Origin of the sequence: Pseudomonas sp. GM79 (assembly GCF_000282495.1) — a bacterium.
GTDB lineage: Bacteria > Pseudomonadota > Gammaproteobacteria > Pseudomonadales > Pseudomonadaceae > Aquipseudomonas.
Window position 1 is genome coordinate 25,145 of the sequence record NZ_AKJE01000031.1, and the last position, 15,974, is coordinate 41,118.

General features: G+C 53.6%; 12 protein-coding genes and 3 pseudogenes. 10 read left to right on the forward strand and 5 right to left on the reverse strand.

The genetic code is table 11. The features are described from left to right. Positions 1-3 precede the first annotated feature (3 nt). The 3 genes and pseudogenes from PMI36_RS21035 to PMI36_RS31830 form a co-directional block, all read left to right on the forward strand. Positions 4-1,323 (forward strand): MFS transporter, encoded by a 1,320-nt coding sequence (locus PMI36_RS21035; protein WP_008069756.1) that lies wholly within the window; start codon positions 4-6, stop codon positions 1,321-1,323. Between the two features lie 263 nt (positions 1,324-1,586). Continuing rightward, a complete protein-coding gene (locus tag PMI36_RS21030; protein ID WP_007995722.1) occupies positions 1,587-2,345 on the forward strand; it encodes an IclR family transcriptional regulator in 759 nt (252 codons plus the stop codon). A gap of 112 nt (positions 2,346-2,457) precedes the next feature. Continuing rightward, a pseudogene (locus PMI36_RS31830) lies at positions 2,458-2,562 on the forward strand (transcriptional regulator); the annotation flags it as partial. 190 nt (positions 2,563-2,752) lie between these two features. Here the strand turns inward: PMI36_RS31830 and PMI36_RS21025 are convergent. From PMI36_RS21025 to PMI36_RS32405, 3 genes and pseudogenes are all read right to left on the reverse strand, one after another. Next, positions 2,753-3,802, reverse strand: coding sequence for a patatin-like phospholipase family protein (locus PMI36_RS21025; protein ID WP_008069762.1), 1,050 nt, complete (start codon positions 3,800-3,802; stop codon positions 2,753-2,755). A gap of 116 nt (positions 3,803-3,918) precedes the next feature. Beyond that, positions 3,919-7,104: an adenylate/guanylate cyclase domain-containing protein gene (locus PMI36_RS21020; protein ID WP_008069764.1), complete on the reverse strand. Its 3,186-nt coding sequence runs from the start codon at positions 7,102-7,104 to the stop codon at positions 3,919-3,921. A gap of 138 nt (positions 7,105-7,242) precedes the next feature. Next, positions 7,243-7,428 (reverse strand): annotated as a pseudogene (locus PMI36_RS32405) (zinc-ribbon domain-containing protein); the annotation flags it as partial. A 166-nt stretch (positions 7,429-7,594) separates the two neighbouring features. On the opposite strand from PMI36_RS32405, the pseudogene PMI36_RS32240 reads away from it, so the two are divergent. Next, positions 7,595-7,871 (forward strand): annotated as a pseudogene (locus PMI36_RS32240) (histone-like nucleoid-structuring protein, MvaT/MvaU family). 130 nt (positions 7,872-8,001) lie between these two features. Next, on the forward strand, positions 8,002-8,793 hold the full coding sequence (gene hisN, locus PMI36_RS21015; protein WP_008069765.1) for a histidinol-phosphatase: 792 nt from the start codon (positions 8,002-8,004) through the stop codon (positions 8,791-8,793). Between the two features lie 114 nt (positions 8,794-8,907). Here hisN and PMI36_RS21010 read toward each other — a convergent pair whose 3' ends face one another. Next, on the reverse strand, positions 8,908-9,417 hold the full coding sequence (locus tag PMI36_RS21010) for a PaaI family thioesterase (RefSeq protein WP_008069768.1): 510 nt from the start codon (positions 9,415-9,417) through the stop codon (positions 8,908-8,910). Positions 9,418-9,922: 505 nt separating this feature from the next. Here PMI36_RS21010 and PMI36_RS21005 point away from each other — a divergent pair. The 5 genes from PMI36_RS21005 (at position 9,923) to PMI36_RS20985 (ending at position 14,840) form a co-directional block, all read left to right on the forward strand. Next, positions 9,923-10,654 (forward strand): TorF family putative porin, encoded by a 732-nt coding sequence (locus PMI36_RS21005; RefSeq protein ID WP_008069770.1) that lies wholly within the window; start codon positions 9,923-9,925, stop codon positions 10,652-10,654. A 264-nt stretch (positions 10,655-10,918) separates the two neighbouring features. Beyond that, a complete protein-coding gene (locus PMI36_RS21000) occupies positions 10,919-12,100 on the forward strand; it encodes a CaiB/BaiF CoA transferase family protein (protein ID WP_008069772.1) in 1,182 nt (393 codons plus the stop codon). Continuing rightward, positions 12,100-12,954 (forward strand): HpcH/HpaI aldolase/citrate lyase family protein, encoded by an 855-nt coding sequence (locus PMI36_RS20995; protein ID WP_008069773.1) that lies wholly within the window; start codon positions 12,100-12,102, stop codon positions 12,952-12,954. The genes PMI36_RS21000 and PMI36_RS20995 overlap by 1 nt, the downstream gene beginning before the upstream one ends. Before the next feature lie 72 nt (positions 12,955-13,026). Next, positions 13,027-14,037, forward strand: coding sequence for an AraC family transcriptional regulator (locus PMI36_RS20990; protein WP_008069774.1), 1,011 nt, complete (start codon positions 13,027-13,029; stop codon positions 14,035-14,037). A 215-nt stretch (positions 14,038-14,252) separates the two neighbouring features. Further along, a complete protein-coding gene (locus PMI36_RS20985; RefSeq protein WP_008069776.1) occupies positions 14,253-14,840 on the forward strand; it encodes a TetR/AcrR family transcriptional regulator in 588 nt (195 codons plus the stop codon). A gap of 460 nt (positions 14,841-15,300) precedes the next feature. Here the strand turns inward: PMI36_RS20985 and PMI36_RS20980 are convergent, their stop codons facing one another. Then, positions 15,301-15,969: a glutathione S-transferase family protein gene (locus PMI36_RS20980; protein WP_008069778.1), complete on the reverse strand. Its 669-nt coding sequence runs from the start codon at positions 15,967-15,969 to the stop codon at positions 15,301-15,303. Positions 15,970-15,974 lie beyond the last annotated feature (5 nt).

Here is a 15,974-nt window from a genome sequence, read left to right on the forward strand (position 1 = left end):
GTCATGGCCACCGTCACGACTTCCGCAACTGAATCGTCCGCTCCTGTCTCCATAGTCCTGAGTAGAGAGCAGACACGTGTCCTGCACAAAGCCGCCTGGCGCTTGATACCTCTTTTGGCACTCGCTTATTTTTTCAACTACCTTGACCGTACCAGCGTGGGGTATGCCGCACTGCAGATGACCGATCAGCTCGGTTTGACAGCATCCCAGTTTGGTCTGGGCGCAGGCATCATGTTCGTCGGGTATTGCCTTTGTGAAGTTCCAAGCAATCTGGCAATGTTCCGCTTCGGCGCGCGCCTTTGGATGGCTCGAATCATGATCACTTGGGGCCTTGCCGCCGCGGCGACAGCACTGGTCATTGGGCCCTACAGTTTCTACATTGCGCGCTTTGTACTCGGAGTTGCTGAGGCTGGTTTTTTTCCTGGCGTAATATTTTTTCTGACGCTGTGGTTTCCAGCTCAGTATCGAACTCGGGTGCTTGCCTGGTTCACCATAGCGACCCCCATCTCGTTTCTGGTCGGTGGGCCACTGTCCGTTTGGTTGTTGCAGATGCACGGCATCTGGGGTCTATCTGGTTGGCAATGGATGTTCCTGATTGAAGGTCTGCCAGCTTGCATCCTCGGGTTGATCACCCTCAAGGTCATGGTTGACCGTCCGGCTGAAGCCAAATGGCTCACCTCTGAAGAACGCAATGTTCTTGAAGAGATGCTTGCCGACGAGAAGCGCAGTCACCCCAAAAGCCATGGTTTCAAGGACGCGCTCAAAGACCCACGGGTCTGGATTCTCAGCTGTATTACGTTCAGCTTCACGCTCGGCTCCTACGGGATCGGCATCTGGTTGCCGCAAATGCTCAAAGGGCATGGGGTTGAAGTCAGCATGATTGGATGGGTGGCGGCGATTCCCTATTTCTTCGCGACTATTGGCCTGCTTATCTGGGCTCGTCATGTAGACCGTACTGGCAAAGGCATCCTGCACCTGATCCTGGCTTTGCTGCTGGCAGGTACTGCTCTATTAGTGGCAATGCAGATGAATACTTTGGTTCCTGCACTGCTCGGCATCACTTTTGCGCTGATTGGAACGATTTCGGCCAAAACCATCTTCTACACCTTACCCGGCAAGTTTCTTTCCGGTCGGGCGGCAGCAGGTGGGATTGCCTTGATCAACTCCATCGGTGCGCTTGGTGGATTTGCAGGCCCGTATCTGATGGGCTTTTTGAAAGACTTTACCGGTTCATTCAGCGCTGGATTAATGGCGATGGGGTGCATCGTGTTTGTAGCGGCCTTGATGGCAATGTCCCTTCGTCTGTTCATGCGTGACGCTTGATAGGAGGAGCTTGCTCAGTGGTAGCGTAGTCGAACCTGTGGCCATGCCTCATTCATTGCCTTCTGCAGCAGTCAATGAAAGAGGCTTCAGAATTTCAGTCTAGTCAGCAGTTGTTCCATCGTTGGGACTCATTGAGGCGAACGTTGTATGGGCTGGTTGTGAAACGATTTGGCAGCTAATAGGGGCAAAGGGTAAGGTTCACCCTTATCGGGCATTCGCTTTTGCACCGTACTCCATCGTTTTTTATTTTTCCGCGAGCGATCATGACGAGTGAACAACCCAAAGATGTCGAGCCTTCCAATCCTGCTGCAGAGGGTGGTGTGGCTGCGGTTGACCGGGCATTCTCGATTTTAACGGCATTCGATATTGACCAGAGCAGTCTGTCGCTGGCTGAGATTGCAAGGCGTACTGGGCTGTACAAAAGCACCATTCTTCGAATCATAACGTCATTGGAGTTCGCAGGCTTTGTGCGGCGACTACCCGATGGTAATTATGCAGTGGGCCCTGAACCACTGCGTCTGGCGCAGATTTATCAAACCTCGTTTCGCCTGCGTGATGTGATCTATCCGATCCTGGAATCGATTACCGAAGAGAGTGGTGAAACCTCATCATTTTACGTACTGGATAACGGCAGTCGCGTTGTGCTGTTCAGGGTTGAACCTAAGCGTGCTGTCCGATTCTCCATTCATGAGGGCGCGCGCTTTTCGTTGCAGGCGGGAGCTTCGGGCAAAGTGCTACGAGCCTTCAGCAAGTTGCAAGACCCGGCTCTTGCGCAGGAACGCAATCAGTTCTGGGCGGCGTCCAGTGGAGAGCGGGATCCCGAAACCGCGTCGGTTTCGGTACCGGTCTTTGCTGTAGGGTATGAGTTCAAGGGAGCTCTCACCCTGTCGGGCCCAGCCGAGCGTTTCAACAAACAACAGATGGATGCTGCGATTGCTATGCTGCTTCGAAACGCAGCTATTGCCACCAGTGCCCTAGGTGGTAACGATCAGGAATTGGTCAAGGCATTGCGTAATTTATAGGTCGTCAACTCAACGCGAAGGCATGTCGTGAGCACATCATATGGTTGACGTTTGAGCTATCGATGTGCGCGCGTCAACAGCCGACTCTCGCGAACCTACCCAAGTGAAGTGACACAAAAATCCGCACACTGGAGAAGTAGTCGAAACGAAAGGCGGCAACCATAAAACGCTGAAAGAATGGAAAGCGAAATACGGTTCCGACACCGTGGAGTCCTGACTGACCAAGTGATTTTGGTTTGAGTACAAAAGGGCCCGCGAGGGCCTTTTTTGTAGCAGATTGAGGGACATTGGATCTGGCGTTGCCGTAGTGGGCGATCACACCGTGGAGCACTCATGCGTGCTACACCGCACCCATAGAGCGAGTGTTCGTGCCAACGCCAATCACCTTTCCTGTCCTATGGCGGCGTTCAAAGAAATTCCTTTCGTATGTCGATACTCGACCGTTCGCCAATATTGCAGTAGTTCTCCGAGAGCCACGTCTCGGCCTCGCTTCGTCCGTTGTCGCGCAGCCCGCAAAGAAAGTCCCAGTCCGCGTTGTACTTGCTGGACACGCTGAGCGCACACATTGCCTCGTCTGACTTAATGGAGTGGATCAGCATCTCCTTCATCTCGTTGCGATCGACCTTGCCTTGCTGGATGAGGTCGGTGACAAAAGCGATCGTGCGCAGCTCACGCATCAGCGACGAATTAAAGCTGATTTCACTGATGCGATTAAGGATGTCAGCAGCTGTAATGGGTACGCCTGGGCGGACGAGTGGATTGATATGGACAATCACCACATCGCGTGTATTGCAGTGGTAGATCAACGGAAAAATGGCCGGGTTTCCCATATAGCCGCCATCCCAGTAGTTCTGTCCGTCGATCGTGACCGCTTGGAACAATGTCGGCACACAGGCTGATGCGAGTACCGCTTCGGCGCAAACCTCATCTTTCGTGAAAATGCGTATTTTTCCCGTTTCGACATTGGTTGCGCAAAGATAGAGGTCGAACGGGCATTGGCTCCGCAGGGCTGCGAAATCTATCTGTTTATCCAGCACATCCCGCAATGGACTCAAGTTGCGGCTATTGAACTGGTAAGGCGAGAATATTCGAAGTGCCATGTCCGCGAACGTATACATGGGTGAATAGTCCAGACCGAAGCTGTGTGTCCCTTTCAACCATGGCATCCAGCGCAACGGGTTATGACGCTCGGCGGACTGCGCCACGGCGTACCAGAAATCGTGCAGCGCCTGGCGCGCCCCGGCCTCGCCACCTTGCAGCATACCGTAAGCCAGCACGGTGGCATTCATCGCGCCGGCACTGGTTGCGCTCACCCCTTCAATGGCAAGCCTGTCATCCTCGAGCAACCGATCGAGCACGCCCCAGGTGAACGCACCGTGCATGCCGCCGCCCTGCAAAGCCAGCGCGACCGGCTTACGCTCATCACTGCCCCGAGGCCTTCCGTTCTTCGTGGTCATTCGAGGTCTCCTCGTCGGAGCTGATACGAATCGGAACTTGCTGCGGTGCTTCGTCCCGTCACGCGCTTGCCGACGACACGCCGATGCTCCATTCAGCACCATGCGTTATCGATCGTTCACTCCCCACTTGATGCCCATGCATCGAGCAGCGCCTTGGCTTGTAGTAAATCAACGCTGTCGAAGCCTTCGGTGAAGAAGCTATAGATGTCGGCCAACATTTGCCTGGCCGCCTCCTTGTCTCGTGTTTTCCATAGCTGAGCAAGGCTCACTGTGGCTCGTAGCTCGAGTGACTTTGCACCTTGTTGTCGAGCAACCGAGATCGCCTTGTGAAAGCATGCTAGCGCTTCCTGCTGCACGGCAGAATCCTGTCTTTCTTCACCCGGACATTGGAGAATAAGAGTTCCCTTCAGGCGATACAGCTCTGCTTCATAAAAGTGCTCGCCTGTTCTGTTCACCATAGCCAGAGCGTCGGTCACGGCATCCAATCCTGCCTGCGGTTGCCCGTCGCGTCCGTGAGCTGCGGCCAGCAGTGCTAGAAAATAAGAACATCCAAATTCTGCTCCGGCTGCCTGGTAATTGGCGATACCTTGGGTTAGCTGAGCGATGCCCTCGTCAATGTTTCCCTGCTCGATGCGAGCCCAACCTTGAAGAATATTCCCCCATGCCAAAGAAAACGGAAACCCTCGTTCGAGAGAAAGCTTAATGGCGGCATCTGCACACTCTTCAGCGAGTTGTACGTCGTGCCGAAACTGCGCGAGTATCGATGTAGCGGAGAGGGTGAAGGCCAAGCTAATCGGGTGGGAAATCTTCTTGTCCAGAGCAAGGGTATCCCGGCTGCGCGTGCTTGCTTGATCGGGAAAACCCAAGTACCAAAGACTCCAGGCCGAAAATGACAGGGCGTAGCCCGGATCCAAGCCGTACGTAATGGCATGTGTGCGATGCCGGTCTGGGATGTAGAGCGCACGCGCCTGCTCCTGATGGTCATGGGCATTGCGCAGATCACCTTGGAAGAACAATGTCTCTCCGAGTGCCGCATGGGCATCCACGAGCAAGTCCGGATCCTGCGCAGTTTGCGCAATGCTGAGCAATCGTTCAGCCAGTTCGCATGCAGTGGAGTATTCAGCACGCAGCTCGTAGTAATTCCACAGCCCCAGCAGCGTAGGGAAAAGCGAGTCGTCACCTACTTGCGCGCACAGCGCCAGTGCGCGGGTGTAAGTGGCCGCTACCTCGGGCGCACCATAGCCTCGCACGGCCATCAAGGCCGGCCCCAGGGCGAGTAGCAACGTCAGTTCCTGATGAGCACGCGCTGGCGTATCAGGCAAATGCTTGAGCAATTCCAGCGCCGCGCCGAGGTGACGCATTGCATCGAGATGGGCGGAATGCTGGAGGGCCTGTTGCCCGGTACGGTGCAGGTATTCCACGGCCTTCGGAACATTGCCGCTCAGCCTATAGTGGTGCGCCAGTTCGCTGCAGTAATCCGCGATGCGAGTGGGGAACAGTGCCTCGATAGCCTGCGCCGTGCGCTCATGCAGCGCGCTACGCCGCTCCGTGAGTAGCGAGTGGCCCGCAACCTCCTGGGTTAGCGCATGCTTGAACGAATACTCCACCTCCGGAAATGCGGGCCGCTGGTAAATGAAGTCCGCAGCCTCCAGTCGGGCGAGCAGATCGCACAAATCTTCGTCCAGCCGAGCGTCCCGCCCATCACAGATGCACTGGATCAGACTGAACGGAAACTCTTTGCCGATAACGGCGAGGATCTGCAGCAATTCCTTCTCCGCAACGGGGAGGCGGTCGATACGGGCGGCGAGTACACCCTGCACAGTGGTGGGAATATGCAGCGCAGCCGGAGTTTGCTCGATTCGATATTGACCGGGTTCACCAAGCAGCAATTTCTCCTCCGCCAGCGTTTGCACCACTTCTTCCATGAAGAAAGGGTTGCCCTCGGTCTTATCCAGGATGAGCTGTTTGAGAGGGGCGAGGGTGGGATCGTCCCCAAGCAGGGTCGCCAGCAGTCCCTGGGCTTCGGCTGGGCCCAGCGGTTCGAGCCGCAGTTGGCTGCAATGACTCGCGCGCGTCCACACAGGTCGATACTCGGGCCGGTAGTTCACGAGGAGCAGGATCGGGGTGCTCGCCAAGTGGTCGATCATGTACGCGAGGAATGCTTCGGTCTCGCAGTCCAGCCATTGCAAATCCTCGAACAGCAGTTCGATCGGTTGATTGCGGCTCTCGCGCGCCAGCAGTTGAGTGATCGCATCGAAGGTGCGATCGCGCCTGATCTGAGGATCCATTTCCGCGAGCACAGAACTGCTTTGGCCGATACCCAGCAGATAAAGCAGGTAGGGCACGAGATCCTCGAAGCTTCGCTCGAGTGTAAGGGTCTTGCCCATGACCTTTTCCCGGCACCGGCGCTCGTCGTCCTGGGCGGTAATCTGAAAATAGTTGTTCAGCAGTTCGATGAGCGGGAAATAGGCAAAGGCCCTGCCGTGCGACACCGAGAACGTCTCCAGCACCAAACAGCCACGCCGCGAGCGCTCCTTGAACTCATGAAACAGCCGTGACTTCCCGACTCCGGCCTCGCCTATCACCGCGACGACCTTACTGTGGCCCGCTTTGGACTGCTCGAGCGCCTGATGCAGGTGGTCGAGCTCGACCTGGCGGCCGACGAACCTGGCCAGCCCGCGATGTGCCGACAGTTGCAAGCGCGTGCGCAACGCGCCGAGACCCTGCACCTCGTACACAACGAGGGGGGCGGGAATGCCTTTGACCTGGGCGGCCCCCAGAGCCTTGAATTCGAAATAACCCTCCGCCAGCTTGTAGGTGGACTCGCTCACCAGGATCGACGATGGTGCGGCGATGCCCTCCATCCGGGATGCAATGTGGATCGTGTTCCCGACCGGATCGTAATCGGTGTGCAAATTGTCCGTGCGGATCGAACGCACGACGACCTCTCCGGTATGGATGCCGACGCGGATTTGCAGCGGAATGCCTTTCTCCAGGCGAATGCGGTCGCCATGTCGGCGTATCGCCTGCTGCATGCGCAGTGCCGCATACAGCGCCCGCTGCGGATGATCCTCATGTGCGATGGGGGCTCCGAACAGCGCGAGTATGCCATCGCCCAGCGTCTTGGCTACGTAGCCTTCGTAATGGTGGACGGCTTCCATCATCAGCGCGACGACGGGTTCGATCAGGTGGTGGGCCTCTTCCGCATCGAGGTCGTGGATCAACGCCGTGGAACCAGCCATGTCGGCAAACAGTGCCGTGACGGTCTTACGCTCACCGGCGGTCTCGCCCCGGGCTTCCATGGCTACCTGTTCGGCGCGGATGCGCTCGGCAAGGTGGTGGGGCGTGTAATGAATGGGCGCTGGAGAAGGCCCTGAAACAGGCCGGGGGGGCGGTGATGGCGCAGCAGGTACATTGGTTAGCGGCGCGCCGCATTCACTGCAAAATTTGTCGGAAAGGCGCGCCTCGTGGCCACAGCGCAGACAGCTGCAAGACAGCCTGGCGCCACACGCGTCACAGAAGCTGGCCCCGGAGGGATTCTCGAATCCGCAGTTTGCGCAACGCATACGATCTCTTCCCTTTTGCTCGCGTTCAAGTAGACCGCTCAAGATGGAAAAGCGTGACATCGATCTGGCAAAAGACAGATTGAAGTCATCGGGCCAGCAGGCTCAGAAAGCCTTGGAGCCCTTCTGTTAAAGATAGTTTGTACCGATGTATCGAGAAGTAAAATTCGCTTATTGATGACGACCGAAGTTCATCAACAAGGGCCTCAATGCCTGCGGCGCTTTTCTCATTGAGCAATTCTCAGTTCTGCTTGTCCTCGGAACGATGGTAGGTCAGCAGAAAGATCTGGGCGAGTACAGCTACAGCCTGAAAGACGTGATCAACCCGCAGTCGGGCGCGTCGCGCTCCAACCCTCGAGTCCAAAGCTGGCAGCCGTAAACCTCGCCATATGAAGGTGTACAAAAATCCGGAAACCGGCGAAGTCGTGCCAACCAAGGGCGGCAACCACAAAACACTGAAGGAATGGAAGGCTCAGTACGGCTCCGCCACCGTGGAATCTGGCTAACCAAGTGATCTTGGTTTGAGTACAAAAGGGCCCTTCGAGGGCCATTTTTGTTGAGGGTTATGAGGTGAGGTGGACTTATCAGTTGCCTCAGATAAGATCCACGTTTTTTCGCTAAATCGGGTAATCGTCGATGTCCATCAGAGCAGATCATATTGCTGAATATCAAGCCTTCGCCGAGCAGTTAGCCGAGGCCGCAGCTGTAGCTATTCAGCCGTACTTTCGAGCAAAACTGGATGTGGAGGATAAGGGCGGTCATGTTTTCGACCCCGTAACCTTGGCGGATAAGGCTGCCGAACGAGCGATGCGCGAACTGATTCAGGATCGGTATCCCACACACGGCATCTTTGGCGAGGAGGAGGGCTCAATCGTAGGCAGCAGCGAGCTGACTTGGGTGCTCGATCCTATCGATGGTACCCGAGCTTTCATCACCGGCTTGCCACTATGGGGAACGCTAATAGCCCTCAACGATGGTCAGCGCCCTGTGCTCGGAGTGATGAATCAGCCCTTCACGGGTGAGCGCTACATAGGCAGTCCGGATGGTGCATGGTGCAATGGGACGAAGCTAAGAACACGCCAGTGCCAAGGCCTCTCCTCAGCAACACTGATGTGCACCACACCAGATATGTTCGAGACACCAGTGCGTCGAGAGGCTTTTCAATCTGTGGCAAGCCAAGCGAAATTGGCTCGCTTCGGCGGTGATTGCTATGCGTACTGCATGCTCGCTTCAGGATTCGTAGATGTGATTATCGAGGCTAGTCTGCAGCCCTATGACGTCCAGGCGTTGATTCCGATTATCGAAGGTGCCGGTGGAGTGATCACAGCCTGGGATGGCAGGACTGCTCAAAATGGCGGGACTGTTGTTGCTTGTGGTGATCCTGCAATGCATGCCCAGTTGGTGGAGTTGCTCAGGCACGCGGTTTAATGTGGGCAATCATCGCAATGGCTCAGGCTTAACGGTTCATAAGGTGTGAGAAAAAAAGCCCGGTCAAATGGCCGGGCTTAATTAAGCGTTACCCCTAGAACGTAGGGGCGCTAATCACACAGGAATAGCCTGGCGACCATGGGCGTTTGCTGCCAATTGCTCTGTATTTACTCGAACAAAAATAGAGTCACCAATAGCTGTCAGCACCTCTCCGGCATAGACCTCGCAGATCACACGAGTCTTGCGTCCGATATCGCCTACAACTTTGGCCCGCAGAGTCAGTGATATCCCCATTGGTGTGGGTTTGATGAATTTGATGCCAAGGTTTCCAGTGACGCAGGTGATACCGGGTTCGGTGCCGGGCTCACGGTGCTCAGCTCGGTAGTGATAGGCCATCGCCGTCCAGCTGGAATGGCAATCAACCAGCATCGCAATCATCCCGCCGTAAACCAGATCGGGCCAACCGCAGAACTTGGGATCAGGCAGGTGCTCGGCGATGACGTGTACGCCGTCCTCATGCCAGAAGCTCTTGATATGCAGTCCGTTAGGATTACTGCTCCCACAGCCGTAGCAAACGCCTTCTGGTGCGGCACTGTCTTGCAGAGATGTATCGAGTATGGCCATGCCTTGGTAGTCCTCAAAAAGCTTAACCCAATCGAAGTTTTTAACTCTGTATTTATTGCTTATGCAAGTCACGACTGGCAGTAAAGAGCCGTATTTTGTATGTCAGGATTTTATAAGTCTGTGGTGGCATCTCTTCAACAATTAACGATCATTCAACCAGCAATTTGGCCTGTCTGGTTTGTTTTTGGCCGAATCAGCCATATCACAGCACGGTTGCGTAGGTAACAATCGTTTCAGGGCATGGATCAGTGATGCACGGGATTAGCTTCCGATGTCATAAATCTAATTGCCTTTGAATAACAAATATAAAATATCAGGTGATTTTATGTGTGTAAGAGAGCTTTTCGAGATTTTTCTTTATTCTCTGGCAGTTCGTGGTGAGTTTGCCGGAGGACAAGTCTAGGGAGTCTGCTCGCTAAACATAAATTATCTGAGATGCTGCAAAGGATCTGCGATTGCATTTCATTTAACTCATTCTGCCATAAAAATAATCATGAGGCTGGGTATGAACAAGGCGGCTGTGTGTGCTGTTGCTGGGGCTTTCGCATGTGTTGCACAATCTGTGTCGGCAATTCCGTTAAGTGATGATTTCGAGCTAATCACAACTGTTGGTGCGTTTTCTGAGTATTCGATGAGAGGTGTTTCATTTACTCAACGAAAACCTGCGGTACAAGCTTCTGCCACTCTTGCCCATTCGAGCGGATTGTATGCTGGGGTGTGGGCTTCCAATGTAGATATCAATGGGCTAGATACTCGGACGGAAAATGATTTTCTCGCTGGATACAATTGGAAAATAAGCGACGATATCAATCTTGATCTCGGATATATTCAATATACTTACCCAAAAAGCTCAATTCTCAACGCTGGGGAAGCGTATGGTGTTTTGACCGCTTATGGATTTAAGGTTGGGACGTACTACTCAAATGACTATTATGGTGACCAGGTTTTCACCTATAACTACATAGGTTATGGCACTAAAGCGTTACCTTATGATATCGGCTTAGATCTTCGTTTCGGGGTGGCTGATTACAAGGATCCAGCATTTTTCTCTTCTGATGGTAGCTCCGAGGAGTCGTATAACGAGTGGGAGGTCAAGGTGACCAAGAACTGGGTTGGCTTGGATTGGTCTGCAAGTTACATCGACACGAATCTGTCCGAAACGGAGTGTCTCTCAAATATTGGTGACAAGGAGTCATGCTCCGCACGGCTGTTGGTTGGCGTGAGCAAGACTTTCTAAAATTTGCACCAACAGAAGCGCATTTTTGCCAGGCACTCCCAGTGCCTGGCTTTTTTTTTGCCTGCTCGTTCACCCCGGTCGTGGCTGACACAGGAGGCATCCTTCGGCAGGAAAGGCGGTCACTCGTCGGTTTTCTTTTCATAACACAACAGTCGTGTTAAAAAGAAGCTGACTGCTCAAGCTTTGCCTCGCGACCCTACAAAGGGAACGTCCCTCTATCTCGCTTGACCAGTCCCATAACAACTTCAAAAAACTGGAGAGACCATGAGACCACTGGCTGATATCACCGTCGTCACCCTTGAGCACGCGATTGCCGCGCCTTTTGCTACGCGCCAACTCGCTGACCTAGGCGCTCGTGTGATCAAGGTGGAGCGTCCTAAAACCGGCGATTTTGCTCGTGCTTACGATGGACGAGTTCGCGGTATGTCTTCCCATTTCATGTGGGTGAACCGCTCAAAGGAAAGTTTGACCCTGGATCTCAAAAACGAACGAGCAAATCAGCTCCTTCGCAAGTTGATCCTTGAGGAGGCCGATGTCGTGGTGCAGAACCTTGCTCCAGGTGCTGCTGCACGTCTCGGCATCTCTTATGAGGAGCTTTCCAAAGAGCGCCCAGATCTCATAGTCTGTGACATCTCCGGTTATGGAGACAGTGGCCCTTACCGTGACAAGAAAGCGTACGATCTCCTGATTCAAAGTGAGGCCGGTTTTGTCTCGGTGACGGGCACAAAAGATGAGCCAGTCAAAGCAGGGTCTTCAATCGCTGATATTGCAGCCGGGATGTACGCCTATACCAATATCTTGGCAGCGCTTCTCGAACGAGAAAAAACCGGGAAAGGACAACGTCTCGAGATTTCCATGCTGGAGAGCTTGGTTGAGTGGATGGGGTTCCCTCTCTATTACTCATTTGAGGGCGCATCGCAGCCTCCACGAGCTGGGGCAGGGCACGCTACCATCTTCCCATACGGCCCCTTCGTGGCAGGAGATGGCAAGACCGTAATGCTCGGCTTGCAGAACGAGAGAGAGTGGGCTTCTTTTTGCGAACACGTACTTCAATCCCCAGAGTTGGCCAATTCCGAGCTGTATCACTCCAACTCCAAGCGTCATGAAAACCGCGAGCAACTTACCCAAATTATCACTGAAGTCTTTGCTGGGAAGACGCGTGATGAGGTGATCGCGCGTCTGGAGAAAGCGCAGATCGCTAATGCGCAAGTGAACAACATGGCGGAGGTGTGGGATCACCCTCAGTTGAAAGCTCGTAATCGCTGGCGGAACGTGCAGAGCCCGATTGGCGAGTTTCCAGCGCTTCTTCCACCTGGTGGTTGGGCTGTGTCCGAGCCGCGTATGGATGCAGTGCCCGCAGTCGGAGAACACTCCAAATCGATTCTCGAATCGCTTGGTTGCTCCGCAACCGAGATTGAATCGTTGGCCAGTGTAGGAGCTATCTGATGTCTCGTTCCTATTCTTGGCGGTCGATGCTTTTTGTGCCAGCGAACAATCCGAAGCTGATCCAGTCTGCGATCAAGCGGGGAGCAGATGCGATCATTTTGGATCTGGAGGACTCTGTAATTCCCAGTGCGAAAGCGTCTGCGCGTGAGTCGCTACAAGAGTCAGTCGATTGCGTGGCAGATGCTGGCATTGATGTCGTGATTCGAGTGAATTCTTCGCTAAAAGACATGGTTAAAGACATCGCAGCGGCGGATCTGTCGCAGGTTACGGCAATCCTGGTACCTAAGTGTGATGACAGCTACCGGGTTAAAGCTGCGGCTGAGCTGATTGAAAGCTACCGTAATGATTATGAGCTTTCACCGGTCATCATCGCTTTGATTGAGTCCCCAATTGGCATCCTCAATCTCAATGAGATTGCACAAGCCTCCCCGTTACTGAAGGGCTTGCTTCTAGGGTCAGAAGACTATTGTGCGGCATTGGAAACTGCTCCTAGTGAGGCTGTTCTCACGCTCCCTGCTACTCAGGTTGCTATAGCCGCTGCTGCTCACAACCTGCATGCACTGGGTTTGGTTGGATCATTGGCTGATTACTCCGACCTCGACCTTTTCGCCGCCAGAGTACGTGCTTCACGGGCAGTTGGGCTGAAGGGGGCGGCGCTAATCCACCCCAGTCAGATCGCGCCAACGAATCTCGGTTTCTCTGCCTCCTCAGTTGAGGTCGAACTGGCAGTTAGGATCGTCTCGGAGTTCGAACAGGCCAAACTCGAAGGTAAAGGTGCCATTGCTGTGGACGGCAAGATGATCGATGAACCGGTCTATCAAAGAGCGTTGCGTCTGGCTAACGCCAAGCGTTAATCACTGAGGTCATGGTGGCTGTGTTTGGCCAGCCACCGCTCGTTGAATTCATGACAGTCGTAAGGGTGGTCTATGAGCAGTTGGAGAAGTTGTTCGTTAACATCAGTTCATCACTCCAGCCGCCTTGTCGCAAAAGTCGAGCAGGCAGGCCTTGACCCTCAACTCGCGCTTCAGCGAAGCAGCTTGACGCTGGAGACGATCAACGAGCTTTCCACCAAGGTTAAAATTACCGACGAGTATTTGGTTTTCCGAAACGTTATTGCGCTGTTGCCAGGCAGAAACATCAGTATCGAAATAGGCCTCGCAGCTAGGGTGTCGGTGTACGGCTTGCTGGGGTATGCGTTTCTCACCGCTCCCACGTTAAGAGCCGCATTGGCAGCAGCCGCTGAGTTCCCGGCCCTGATAGCGAACGGATTCAATATTTCGCTAGAGGAGTCGGATGGTATTGCCAGATTGAATTTCAGTGATTACACCGGCGCCGTCGACCTTAAGTCGGAGTATGCGGAGTTGGCGATAGCGTCCTTCAAGCGTACCTGCAGCGATATTTTGGGCGAGGAGCTGCAGCTCTTGAGTGTCGGGTTCGAAGGTAAGCGAAGCGACGAGCACGGTGAACGATGTGCTCAACAGCTCACCTGCACCGTGCTCAACGAGCAACCAAAGAATTATCTCCGTTTTTCCGCGCAGTATTTAGACAAGGCTCTCCCGCTGGCCGATCCTGTTTCCCATCTGGAAATCTTGGAAATATGCAGAAGGCAGAACCGGGAATTTGCTGCTGAGCGAGAGTGGCTATTCCAAGTGAAAGCCATCATCGCTGAGACGTTGCAAGCACCATTGCCATTAGAAGAAATTGCCTCACGCATGCATTGTTCGTCACGCACATTGCGGCGCCAATTGGGTGTTTTTAAAACGAGCTATCGGCAACTGTTGGATGACGTTCGGTTTGAAAGGGCCAAAATTATGTTGAAGGAAGAAAAGCTCCAGACGGATCAGATCGCCGAAAAATTAGGTTTCTGCGACGGCGCAGGATTCCGACGCGCGTTCCAGAGATGGAGTGGCCAGGCACCTGGTGCCTACAAAGCGTGAGGGTGGCTACAGAGCCCGGGAAAGGTTGCCTCCTGGTCGGGAGCGCCTATCTAGAGCATGTAACGAACGGAAGAGTGCCAGCAGTTTTCAACAGAATATTCGCCTCTAACAAGGGGAGACGATGCAGTTCGTTTGCGATCACGATCGATTGATTTTTCCAACACCGACTGCCATTCTTCCCTCATTTTTGTCATCGAAGGACGCTGCATAAACTTATGCCTAAGATAGTCGATCACGAACTGCGGAAAGCAGAAATCACCAAGGCGGTGCTCAAATCGATTGGTAAGAATGGCCTGGCCAATACCACGATTCGCGGGATTGTTCGTGAGGGTGGCTTTAGCAGCGGTACCTTGGCGCACTACTTTTCTAATAAAGATGATCTCATCGACTTTGCTTTTCAAGCTGTCGCGGAGGATACATACGCTAGAATTGAGAAACGTGCAGCACTGTGCACCTGTGCGGTGGATAAAGTACGTGTTGTCATTGAAGAATTGGTGCCTAGTCCAGAAGGTGAAATCGATTCAATAATTTCATTGTCGTTTTGGTCAGTAGTCCCGTATGACGCAAAACTGAAAAATAAGTTTCATGAGGTGTACGAAGGTACGCGGAGCCAAATTCGTAAATTCATCAGCGAGGGTGTGGCGAATAAAGAGATTAAGCTGCAAGGTGAAATTGACGATGAAGTTGATTTTATTGTCGCAGTGTCTGATGGATTGTTAGTTTCCTTTTTGCTTGATCCCGCCAGGTTTCCAGAAGAGAAACACACCCGTCTGATTACCGCTGCTCTTTCCAGGCTCAAATAAGCCTACTGGCTCGATCGTTTGCCGTAAGTCGGGTGCCATCGATGCACCTAAACTGGGATATGAATATTGACTGAGTCTGCCTTCCATATGTGATTGTAGATGTTCGATTTCAGCTTTTTAGTTTCTGCAGAGGGCACGAAGTTAGGTTGTGACCATCTGCGTATTAAGCGAGGTGTGGGACGAGTTTAGCCTGAAAAGTCCTGCTTTTTGAGCGTGAAGTTCCGCCCTCTTGTAGACGAGCTTTGCTTTAAATCAGTTGCCCCACATGAAAATTTTCGATCAACGCACGGGGTTCGGCAGCCAGCCTCGCTGACCTTTGATGGTTTTGCAGCTAGCGGTGCTGTGGCTGAAGGAAGAGCCCGTGTGTGGAGCCAGAAGTGGTGCCCAGTCGTAATCGGTGGACACCATGAGCTTCGGAGTAGGAACGTGAAGTTGTTTTCGCCGTCCTATCATCCAAGAGTTAGACTAGGGTTGGATTGGTAAAAATGGTATCTCCCAACCCTTCCAGCTCCGCACACTTTCGAGCAGCAGGGCGATTCTCCAGTGCATGGAGCATCGAGTGCAGTGAGGGGTACTCTTTGCTCGAGATGTGGGCGGGATGGCTCACGTCAAAGCCATTCATCCAGCGCATCAACAGGCCAAGGTAGTAGTTGAGCGCGGTCGGTTTGTCTGCACGCAGCCAGCTGGGCTGATCGGTGGCCACCATTGAATCGATGATGCCAAGCGCCACTTGGATCTGCGCCCTCGCATTCTGCATGGTTTCATCTGCGCTAGCCGCGCTGGAGACCCGGTCTGGATGGAAAAGGGACAGGATGTTGTTGTGGATTGCATTATTGATGAACAACAGCCATTTGAGATAAGGGGCTCGCTCCTGTGAGGACGGAGCCGGAGAAAGGCCAGGGTGCTGATCGCCGAGCCACAGTAGGATCGCTGTGGTTTCACACATGTCGCCATGAGGTGTTGAGAAAGCAGGGATGAGCCCTAGTGGACTCATTTTTCTAAACCTCACGCTATCTCTCTCATTGGTTTCGTTGTCGATCAATGCGGCTTCATATGGAATCTCGAACTCCTCCAAGGTGAGTCGCACAGCCAGCGACGCCCAATCGGGCACGTAATACAATGTGTACATTCTTT